The sequence below is a fragment of the Acidobacteriota bacterium genome (genome assembly GCA_028874215.1).
Lineage (GTDB): Bacteria > Acidobacteriota > UBA6911 > RPQK01 > JAJDTT01 > JAJDTT01.
The window spans coordinates 71,582-82,135 of the sequence record JAPPLF010000042.1 but is presented as its reverse complement, the minus strand read 5'-3'; the positions used below and the strand labels follow the sequence as shown (position 1 = coordinate 82,135).

Genomic DNA, 10,554 nt, shown 5'->3' with positions numbered 1-10,554 from the left:
CGCCCCCCCTGCGCCCCCGCCGGCCCGGGGGGGGGGTGGGGGGGGGGGGGTCCCCGGCCCGGCGGGGGGGGGGGGGGGGGGGGGGCGGCACCCCCCCCACGGGCGCCCCGCCATTCAGCGCAGATGGAGAAAAATGTCGTCCCCTTCGACCGTCACCCGGTACGTTCTCACCCGCAACCGGGAATCGTAGAGGGCACGGCCCGTCTTCAGGTCGAACTCCCAGTTGTGCCAGGGGCACTTGAGGATCTCACCCTCACGCTCCCAGGTGACGTGGTAGGGACCGCTGGAGCGGACCAGCGGCCGGAGTCGTCCTTGGCACAGCGGCCCCCCCTGGTGAGGGCAGACGTTCTTGACGGCATGGTATTTGCCGTTGACGTTGAAGACGCCGATACCGGCCCGGCCGCCAAGGGAGACGATCTTTCTGGAACCGGGTGGCAGATCCTGGACCCTTCCCACGTGCCGCCGCATCCCGTCTCCCGGTTACCCGCTCCCATTGGAAGCCGCGTCCAGGCCGCCAAGGCGGCCGCCGTAGAGCTCGCGGGCGTTGTCGTAGAAGACCCGCCGTCTCAATTTCGGCGACACGCCTCGCAGCACCCGGTCCGGGTTGTCCCAGTCCCAATGCGGATAGTCGCTGCCGAAGACCAGGATCTCGTCGGCGTGAAGCCAGCGGAGGAAGATCTTCAGGTCCTCCAGGCTGGGAGGCTGTTCCATGGGTTGCGACCCGAAACGGATGTTTCGGCGGATGTACTCGCTGGGAGGCCGCTTGACCCAGGGCGTGTACTCCCGAGTCGACTTCCAGTCCGCGTCCATGTGCCACATGAGCCCCGGGACCCAGAACGTATCGTGCTCCACGAAGAGGAACCGAAGGTTGGGAAATTTCTCGAAGACCCCTTCGCAGATGAGACTGGAAACATGGGCCATGGCGTTCTGGGGACGGGCCATTCGCATCTCCAGGTAATAGGAAGGGTATCCGACCCCGGTCGGGGGGCCTGAAACTCCAGTCCCTTCGGAACCGAAGTGGACGCATACGGGCAGTCCGTACTCCTGAGCCGCCTCGTACATGGGATGGTAGAAGCGATTTCCGAAGGGCATCCGCGCGCCGGCTGGAATGATGACCTGGACCATCCGCGGGTGCTTGCCCAAACGGTGGATCTCCTGGGCCGCCTGGTACGGGTCCACGGCCGAAACCGAGATGGAACCGAAAAAACGGCGGTCCGCCGCGACCCACGTGTCCAGGGTCCAATCGTTGAACGCACGGCAAAGGGCGGCCGCGTAATCCACGTTGGGATGCACGGCAGCGCCGTAGACCGTCGATCCGGTCAAGATGGCCGCCTCGACTCCATATACGTCCAAGTGCCTTTTCCGGGCCATGTCGATGTTGTTGGCGGGATGAATGTCGCCGTCCCAGACATCGGCCCGGGCGCCCCCCCTCGGCATGTTGGTGTAACCGGTGGAGAATCCACCGGGCATCATCAGGCCGAAGTCCTGGATGTGCTCCACGTAGTCGCGAGGAAGGTAGGGGAAGAGTTCCTCGGGTTCGGTGATCATGTGGTGAACGTCGCAATCGATGATGGGTTCTCGGGCCACGGCCTTTCGCTCCCGCAGTTGCTCCGCCATGGGTCAGGCCCCGATTCGGACCAGGTACAGGGTGAACAGGATGATGGCGATGACGCACGCCCAGGCCAGCAGAAAGCCCACCACCGTCTGCTTGGAGGGCTTGCTGATTTCCAGATCCCACATGGTCACTTCCTGTCCAGCCGGATGCCCATCGCCTCCAGACGGTGCTCCTCTCCCACCGGTGTTTGCAGGATGGCGTAGAAGCGGTCCAGCCGTTTCCTGTCCTCCGGCGGCGTGAGGAGACTGACGACGATCATGAAGAAGAACCCGCCCAACAGGTAGATCAGAAACTGCTGGTGCAGCTCCCAGCCCCAGACGAAGCGGGAAAGGTACCAGAGAAAGGCCGATCCCAGGATTCCGGCCCAGGCTCCATACGCGTTGCAGCGCCTCCAAAGCACGCCGCCCCAGAAGGCGATCCCGAAAAACGCCACCAGAGACCAGGTCAGCTTGAGGATTCCCACCACCGTCGTGGCGAACATGGCGACCACGATACCGCCCATGACCACCACCACCCCAACCAGCCGGCCCACGTTCAGGTAGTGCCCCACCGATGCCTCGGGCCGAATGTAGCGCTGGTAGACGTTCTTCACGAAGAGAGCCGACCCGTCCACCATCAAGGAATCGCAACTGGACATGGCGGCCGCCACCATGGAAGCCAGCATGACGCCCACCAGCCCCACCGGCAGCAGGTCGCGGGTGGCCAGACCGAAAGCGTGCTCCGAATCGGCCAGTTCAGGATAGAGGGCGATGCAGGCCACGCCGGTGAGAGCCCAGGCCAGCGTGCAGATCCGCTTGAGCATGTTGCCGAACGTGAACCCGATCCGGCCCTCCAGCTCCGTCTTCCCCGCTCCGGCGATCTCCATGTGATGGGGTTGGGCGACGATTCCCACCAGGGCGTTGATGACGATCATGACGATGTAGAAGGGGGTGACCCGGTCGTAGCCCTCCGGCGGGTCGCCGGGCGCCATCAGGCTGAACATCTCCGCCGGGACCTTCTGGTGCAATCCGGCGAATCCCCCAACCGCATCCAACACGAAAGGGAGCAGGAGGAAGGAGAGGACGATGATGAAGAATCCCTGGATGAAATCGGTGACCACGGCTGCCGGCAGGCCTCCCAGCAGGCCGTAGCTGAGGAACAGTATGGTCATGACGCCGATGGCCAACTCGGGACTCACGGCGCCGCCCGAGATGGCGCTGGCCGCCTTTCCGGTTCCCAGGAGCATGAGGCCGATCTGCAGGGAGAGATAGAGCAGTCCGTAGATGGTGTAGAGGATGGCCAGGGCCGGACTGAACCGGTCTTCGAAGTAGTCGGCCGTGGTCAGGTAGCGCATCCGCCTCAGAAGGGGGGCCACCAGCCAGTAGAAGGGCGTGGCGAAGAGGTAGAGCCACTGGTACCAGATCCCCGCCATTCCCATCCTGTAGGAGGCGCCGGCCACCGTGACGGCGTGATCCGTATGGGTCCCGGTCCCGAAGGCGTGCATGACCATGAACGCCTTCCCGAAACGGCGGGAACCCATGAAGTAGTCGTGGAGATTGGTGACCTTCCGGGCCGCCCAGAGACCCGCTCCGGTGACCCCGAGCAGGTAGACCAGCAGGGTGGTGAGATCCAGCCAGTGCAGTCCGAACATATCTTCCGAGCTCCGGCCGGGAGGCTATGTGCCCGGGGAGAGACTAGGGCTAAAACTGGTCATTCAGGCCGAAGGTCGGTTCGGACACGACCCACTGTCCCCGGGTGAAGTCGGGAAAGAAGACGGGAGCGCTTCCCCGTGCGATGGAGCGCTCGGACAGAGGACCGATGGCGCTCCATGAAGCTGACTCGTAGACGTCGATGGGGGTGGGCAGTCCCCGTTTCAGCGCTTCCACGAAACCGTTGATGACGAAGAAATCCATGCCGCCGTGTCCGGACCCGGCGGCTTCCTCGCCGAAACGTTTCCAGAGGGGGTGGTCATGCTCCTTCTGGTATTTCTCGAAGGGTTCCCACCGGTGCGATTTGGGACTGAGGTCTTCGATGTAGATCGACTTGTTGTCGCTCATCCAGATACCCCCGGTTCCCTGCACCCGGAAGTTCAGGGAATAGGGCCGCGGCAGGTTGGTGTCGTGGCTGACCAGGAGAGTCTCTCCCCGGGCGCACTTGATCACCGATGTCACCACGTCGCCCAGAGCCCACTGGATCTTGGCGTTGGGATGGTCCGCGCCCCCTTGGCGGACGACGTAATCGTGAAGCCCTCGCGCCTTGGTGGCCGTGGAGGTGAGGGTCACGAACCGGTTCCCCCGGTCGATGTCCAGGCAGTTGGCCATGGGACCGGCGCCGTGAGTCGGGTAGACGTCGCCATTGCGCTGAATCGAGTGCTGCGTCCTCCAGTTGGCTTCGCCTTTGGAGCCGGGTCCGAACTTGGCCCCGGGATTGAACTTCACCGCCCGCAGGTCGTGCTGGTAACCGCACTGGCAGTGGATGAGCTCTCCGAAGAGTCCGTCCCGGACCATCTTCAGAGCCGCCATGACGTCCCGCCGGTAGCAGACGTTCTCCAGCATCATGCAAGGCTTTTTCGTGGCTTCGGAAGTGTTGACCAGATCCCAGCACTCCTGCAAGGTCACGGCCGCCGGCACCTCCACCGCCACCGCCTTGCCTGCCCTCATGGCCGCCACGGACATGGGAGTGTGCCAGCGCCAGGGTGTCGCGACGACGACGGCGTCCAGGTCCTCCCGCGCCAGAAGTTCTTGGAAATCGTCATCTTCCCCGGCATAGACTCCCGGATCTTCGCGCCCCGACTCCCGCACCAGGGCCGCGGCCCGGTTGGCCGCCTCGGCACGGAGGTCGCAGACGGCGTTCACCTGAGTGTCTTTCCTGGCCAGAACCAGCTTCAGCAGGTGGGTGCCCCTGCCGCCCATCCCGATGAAGCCGAGACGGACCATCCGGTCGTCGCTGCCCCGCAGGACGGACGGCCATCCGCCCGACAGGGCGGCCGTGGCGGCGGCACCGCCTTGGATGAAGCTGCGCCTTGTTGAACCTGACATGGTGTCCTCCAATCCCTGATTCGAGGTCGGACCGTCCCCGGACACTATCGAAGCCGGAATTCTACCGCCATCCGGCTCCGCGTCGCAATTGACGCCTGGTTAGCGGCAGTGTTTGCTTACCGTATCGGGAAGTACGGTCATAGTCGTCTACCGCGCGGCATCCCATTCCTCTCCGACAGGAGAAGTCAGGTCCGTGCCGGGCGTAACCGTGACGGTGCCTCGGAGCGCACCGAATACAAGCGAGAAAACGAAGCTGTCGCCCGCCATGGAGCCTCCGGCGCCATTTTGAACTTGACGACCGTCACCAATCCCTGATGACGGACCATCCAACAAGAACTTTTGGAATTCGAGTTTGCGTCCCTGCATGTCGACGTTCGCCGTTTTGTAGCCGGCTTCCAACCAAGCGCTGGTGATTAACCCTCAGAGTTTCCCATGGGCGGCTCAGAGGTTTCTGCGCCAATACCCACCGGACAGAGAATAATGGAACCTCACCGAATTCGTTTTCAAGCCGAGGGTCCGCGCCAGCTTCCAAGAGCAGGCCGATAGAGGAGGGACTTTCACGACGGACTACTATAGACCAAACCGAACAAGATAACGCTTGGACTTGCCGACCGACAGGACAACCACGCCGGCCCGGGCGCGGTGCGGAAGCAGGTCCTCGTTGGCGTCAGCGATCCTGGTTCCGTTGACGGCGACCGCATTTTGCTTCACCAAACGCCTCGCGACTGCTTTGGACGGAGCCGCTCCGACCCGGACCATGGCGTCCAAGACCGGACAGGAGAGGTCGGGACTGGCGGTCAGTGTGGGCACTGATCGAGCCACCATGTCGGCGACGGCGGAGTCCATGTCGGCCGCCCTGCCGGAGAAGATGACCCGGCTGGCCCGCTCGGCGGTCTCGGTGTCCCGCGGCCCATGCACCCGGATGGTGAGCGTCTCGGCCAGAGCCTTCTGAGGCCGCCGCTGATGCGGTGGAGCCGCCGCCAGGGTTTCGATCTCATCGCTGGACAGATCGGTCAGCCAGCGAAGGAAGCGACCTACGTCGTCGTCGGCGGAGTTCAGCCAGAACTGGTAGAACTCGTAGGGACTGGTCCGGTCCGGATCGAGCCAGACCGCGCCCTTTTCCGACTTGCCGTATTTCTTCCCCTCCGAGTTGGTCAGCAGGGGGAAGGTGAGCCCATAGACCGTCGCCCCCGCGGCGCGGCGCACCAGATCGACTCCGGATACGATATTCCCCCACTGGTCCGAGGCCCCCATCTGGATCCCGCAGCCGTATTCCCGGTAAAGGTGCAGGAAATCGTAGGACTGCAGGAGCTGGTAGGAGAACTCGGTGAAGGAGATTCCCTGTTCCCGATTCTCGATCCGCGTGCGCACCGAATCCCGGGTCAGCATCTGATTGACCGAGAAATTCTTGCCCACGTCGCGCAGGAAGGCGATGACGTGCATGTCCCGGTACCAGTCGGCGTTGTTGACGAAGATGGGATCGGGACCCTCGGTTCGGGCGAAGAACTCGGAGGTTTGGCGTTTCAACCGTCCGATGCGCCGATCGATCACTTCGCGGGTCTCCAGCGTGCGCTCGCGGTCCTTGCCCGAAGGGTCGCCGATGAGGCCCGTCGCCCCACCCAGCAACACGATGATCTGACCCCCTCGACGCTTGTAGCGGTCCATCCCCAGAAGCGGGATCAGGCTGCCCGCGTGCAGGCTGCCGGCGCTGGGGTCATAGCCGACGTACAGGGGCGGCAACGACTTGGAGAGCACCTGATCGGTCAGCTCGACCGTCTTCTGTGAGACGAGGCCGCGCGACTCGAGATCGGTGAGAAAGGGCGGCAGGTCGGATCGGGTTTGGAGGTAAGAGGTCATGGTCTGGACCGGAATTCGATATTGGGTCGCTCCGGCGGAAGATTGACCCAGGGCCCGATTCAAGTCAAGAGTGGACTGGGTACGAGGAAAGAGGACAGACGGATGAGATAAGAGTGGTCGCGCAGAACAAGGGTTCCGGCGGTTGAAACGTTCTCTCACTGCGCGTTATCCTGACCGGGCCTCCCGGGTGGGTTCCCGCCGGCGTGGAGGTTCCGACTGCCGGGCAGAAGGTGAATGTCGTCCGGCCGCGCACGAATTCCAAGGAGCATTCAATGACAGCTGAACAACGACTTGAAGAATTGAACATCCAGCTTCCGGACGCGCCCCAGCCGGTGGCCATCTATCGGCCGGCCGTCCAGGTCGGCAACCTGTTGTTCGTCTCCGGTCACGGTCCCAACCGGGCGGACGGAACCCAGATCACCGGAAAGGTGGGTGTCGAACTGACCGCCGAGGAAGCCAAAGAGGCGGCGCGGGTCACCGGACTGTGCATCCTCAGCACGGTACGGAGTTCGTTGGGATCCCTGGACCGCGTGGTCCGGGTGGTGAAGGTACTGGGGATGGTCAACGCCACACCCGATTTCGGGGAGCAGCCACAGGTCATCAACGGGTTCAGCGAGCTCATGATGGAGGTCTTCGGCGACCCGGGAAAAGGCGCGCGCAGCGCCGTGGGAATGGGGTCCCTCCCCGGCAACATCCCGGTCGAGGTGGAAGCCATTTTCGAGGTCGAGTGATCAGGGGTCGGCGACGACCTGTCCGTAGTTGATGGTCGTGTCGATGATCCCGATTTCGACCCGCCGGTTCTTCGCCCGGACCCTGGGCGTGGTCCCCGGCGCCAACGGGCTGGTCTTTCCGTGGCCTTTGGTGCTCACGATGCCGGGATCGATTCCGGAATCCACCAGGTAGTCACGAACTGCCTTGGCCCGCCGCTCCGAGAGCCTCTGGTTGTATTCGTTGCTGCCGATGTCGTCGGTGTGCCCGTGGATCTGGACCCGGTAACCCTTGGAGGTGAGGAGAACGCCGGCGATCCGGCTCAGCAGCTCCCGGTTCTCGGGGCGTAGAGTCGACTTGTCGAAATCGAACTCGACGGCGTCGCTGCCCAGGTTCATCACCATGCCGAGAGCAGTCCGGCGGGTTTCGACGATCCCGCTCAAGACCTCGTGGAGGCGATTCAGCTCCTCTTCACGTTCCCGGCGGATCCGCTCCGATTCCTCCCGGGCGGCTTTCGCCTCTTCTTGGGCAAGATCGGCTTCTATCCGGGCAACTTCCGCCTGTCGGCGAGCCTCAGTCCGGTCCCGCTCCGCCTGGCGCCGGGCCGAATCCGCCGCGTCCTTGCCCCGGGCTGCCTCCAGGGCGCTGAGTTCCGCCTCTTGGGCTCGATCCAGAGCTTGGCCAGTCTTTTCCTCCACCTGCTCCAAGCGTTGGAGAACCTTCGCCAACGTCTGGGTCACCTGGGCGTTTTGACGCTCCAGGGCGTCCAACTGCTTCCACCACTGATAGCCAAAGAAGCCGGCCATGAGAGCCAATATGAGGACGGCGCCAATGGCCATCTGCGCGGGCGACGCTCCTCCAGTTGTTCTTCCGGTGGAAACTTCAAGATTGGGTTTTCGGCGAGCCATGGGGATTCCAGTTTAGCAAACCCTCTCCGACTGCCGACTTTCGCGGCGTTGTTGCACTGGAGACCGGCGACAGGAATGTCGCCGTTCCCATTCGGCGGCAAGAAAGCCGCCGCTCCTCGTCTTGCCCTTGAATCCCTGGATTAGTAGGCTTCACTCCGCACATGGATTCCGCCGGCATCAGTTCCACACCCGAAGAACGTTACGACCCGGTATTTCTCCACTCCCGGCGGGAGGCCATCCTCATCGTCAGCGCGTGGGCGGCGGGCCTGGTGTGGGCCGTCCCTTACTGCTACCTCAACGGCTACGGCCTTCCGCCGGGAGAGGTCAGCACCACTTTTGGCGTTCCGACCTGGCTTTTCTGGGGCATCCTGATTCCCTGGATCGCCGCGGACCTGTTCACGGCCTGGTTTTGCTTCTTCTATTTTGTCGAAGACGATCTGGAGGAAGATCGGGCCGGAGTTGAGGCCGCAACCGCGGGAATCCGGAGCGAGGCGGCGTCTTGACCGATTTGGCGCCTTCCCCCTCCTACGGCTCGAATGCGGCCCTGTTCACGTTCCTGATCTACACCTTGGTCGTCCTGTTCCTGGCCTGGATGTCCAACCGCCTACGCCGGACCAAGAGCTTTCTCTCCGAATACTTCCTGGGGAGCCGGAGTCTCGGAGTCTGGGCCTTCGCTCTCACCTTCGCCGCCACCAGCGCCTCCGGAGGGAGCTTCACCGGCTTCCCCTCCAAGATCTACACCCATGGTTGGATCCTGGGGCTCTGGATCGGCAGCTACATCGTGGTGCCCATTTGCGGGATGGGCCTGCTGGGAAAACGGATCAATCAGCTGGCCCGGAGGACGGGGGCCATCACCATCCCCGACGTCCTGCGGGACCGGTTTGAAAGCGCCGGGTTCGGCCTGCTTTGCACCGGTATGATCATCTTTTTCATGTCGGTGAACCTGGTGGCCCAGTTCAAGTCGGGGAGCCTGATCCTCAAGACCTTGCTGCTGGACGTCCCCTTTTTCCGCAGCAGTGTCCTGTGGGTCTCGGACGCGACCCAGGATCTGAGCTTCACCCAGGGAGTCGATCCGGGCTACCTGCTCTGCCTTCTGACTTTCGCCGTGGCCGTGATCCTCTACACCACCTACGGAGGTTTCCACGCCGTGGTCTGGACCGACGTGATGCAGGGCGTAGTCATGGTGGCGGGAGTGGTCGTCATGCTCCCGTTGGCGCTCGTTGCCGTCGGCGGCCTCGAATCGGCAACCCAGCGTATCGGCCGCATGGTCCCGCCCCGCCTGGGCGTCGCCGACCTGGAACTGGCCGCGCCCGCCTCCCGGGACACCGTCATCCGCTCGGGAGTCTGGTTGAACGCGTCTGGCGATGGAGGGGAACCGCGCCTTCTGCGAACCAGCCAGGAAACGGTGATCTCCCGAGGCTCGACCGGGGCCGCGGAGATTCAGGTGGTGGAAATCGTTTCGGAGGAAGAAGCGGAGAGTATCCGGAAACGGCTGGCGGAAGGAACGCTTCCGGCGGCCCCACCCTCCGTCAGCGCCAAGCGAATCGCGACCGAGCCCTATCGTTACGGCGCCGATAGTCCGGGAGTGTACGTCAGCGGACCCGGTCCGGACCGCTACAGCGACCTGGGATTCCTTCCCTTGAGCCTGGCCTTCTCATTCTTCTTCATGTGGGCCATCTCCGGAACCGGCCAACCCAGCACCATGGTTCGCCTGATGGCGTTCAAGGGCTCCGGCACCCTGAAGCGCTCCATCTTCACCGTCGCCATCTACTACTCCCTGATCTATTTCCCGCTAGTGATCATCTTCTGTTGCGCCCGCATCTTCCTGCCCGGCATGGAGTTGGAGTCCGACCGGATCATGCCGGCCGTCGCCGTCTTTCTCAGCGCCTTCGCCGGCGCGCCGTGGATGGCCGGAATCCTGGTGGCGGCCCCGTTCGCCGCCGTCATGTCCACGGTAGACAGTTTTTTGCTGGTGATCTCCTCCGCCCTGGTTCGGGACGTCTACCAACGCAACATCAATCCGCAGGCGCCGGAGCGGACCATCAAGAGGATGAGCTACGTCTTCACCTTCGTGGTCGGCTTCGCCGCGGTGCTGGGAGCGGTGAACCCGCCTCTGTTCCTGCAGGACATCATCGTCTACACGGGCAGCGGACTCGCTTCGTGCTTTCTGGCCCCCGTCGCACTGGGGCTCTACTGGCCCCGAGTCAACACCTGGGGAGCCACGGCGGGCATGTTGGGAGGGTTTCTGTTCCACCTCTCCCTCTATGGGGCCGGCTATCTCGCCTACGGCCGATTCTCCTCCTACCGGCTCCTGGGGCTCGATCCCATCATCTGGGGTTTGGCCGTCTCCTTCTTTCTGGTCATCGCCGTCAGCAAGGCGACGCCACCGCCGCCCCGCCATATCGTCCGGAAGTACTTCTACAAGCAACAGCCAGGGAGTTGAACCCGG

At 63.5% G+C, this 10,554-nt stretch carries 9 protein-coding genes; 3 read left to right on the top strand and 6 right to left on the bottom strand.

The window, feature by feature from the left end:
* Nucleotides 1–114: 114 nt before the first annotated feature.
* From OXT71_08220 to tyrS, 5 genes are all read right to left on the bottom strand, one after another.
* Nucleotides 115–468, bottom strand: a complete 354-nt coding sequence (locus OXT71_08220) for a Rieske (2Fe-2S) protein (GenBank protein MDE2926367.1) — start codon at nucleotides 466–468, stop codon at nucleotides 115–117.
* A gap of 12 nt (nucleotides 469–480) precedes the next feature.
* Entirely contained in the window at nucleotides 481–1,617 is a 1,137-nt protein-coding gene (locus OXT71_08215; protein MDE2926366.1) for an amidohydrolase family protein, read from the bottom strand.
* Nucleotides 1,618–1,742: 125 nt separating this feature from the next.
* Nucleotides 1,743–3,245, bottom strand: coding sequence for a sodium:solute symporter family protein (locus OXT71_08210; protein MDE2926365.1), 1,503 nt, complete (start codon nucleotides 3,243–3,245; stop codon nucleotides 1,743–1,745).
* A 49-nt stretch (nucleotides 3,246–3,294) separates the two neighbouring features.
* The gene (locus tag OXT71_08205; protein MDE2926364.1) at nucleotides 3,295–4,632 is read right to left on the bottom strand and encodes a Gfo/Idh/MocA family oxidoreductase; all 1,338 of its coding nucleotides are present in this window, start codon (nucleotides 4,630–4,632) and stop codon (nucleotides 3,295–3,297) included.
* Nucleotides 4,633–5,202: 570 nt separating this feature from the next.
* Nucleotides 5,203–6,489, bottom strand: coding sequence for a tyrosine--tRNA ligase (gene tyrS, locus OXT71_08200; GenBank protein ID MDE2926363.1), 1,287 nt, complete (start codon nucleotides 6,487–6,489; stop codon nucleotides 5,203–5,205).
* Between the two features lie 272 nt (nucleotides 6,490–6,761).
* Here tyrS and OXT71_08195 point away from each other — a divergent pair, with 272 nt between their 5' ends.
* Entirely contained in the window at nucleotides 6,762–7,220 is a 459-nt protein-coding gene (locus OXT71_08195; protein ID MDE2926362.1) for a RidA family protein, read from the top strand.
* Here OXT71_08195 and OXT71_08190 read toward each other — a convergent pair whose 3' ends face one another.
* The gene (locus tag OXT71_08190; GenBank protein ID MDE2926361.1) at nucleotides 7,221–8,036 is read right to left on the bottom strand and encodes an OmpA family protein; all 816 of its coding nucleotides are present in this window, start codon (nucleotides 8,034–8,036) and stop codon (nucleotides 7,221–7,223) included.
* Nucleotides 8,037–8,266: 230 nt separating this feature from the next.
* Here OXT71_08190 and OXT71_08185 point away from each other — a divergent pair, with 230 nt between their 5' ends.
* Both OXT71_08185 and OXT71_08180 read left to right on the top strand, forming a co-directional pair.
* On the top strand, nucleotides 8,267–8,608 hold the full coding sequence (locus OXT71_08185; GenBank protein MDE2926360.1) for a hypothetical protein: 342 nt from the start codon (nucleotides 8,267–8,269) through the stop codon (nucleotides 8,606–8,608).
* On the top strand, nucleotides 8,605–10,548 hold the full coding sequence (locus OXT71_08180; protein MDE2926359.1) for a hypothetical protein: 1,944 nt from the start codon (nucleotides 8,605–8,607) through the stop codon (nucleotides 10,546–10,548). Before OXT71_08185 ends, OXT71_08180 begins: the two co-directional genes overlap by 4 nt.
* Nucleotides 10,549–10,554: the final 6 nt, after the last annotated feature.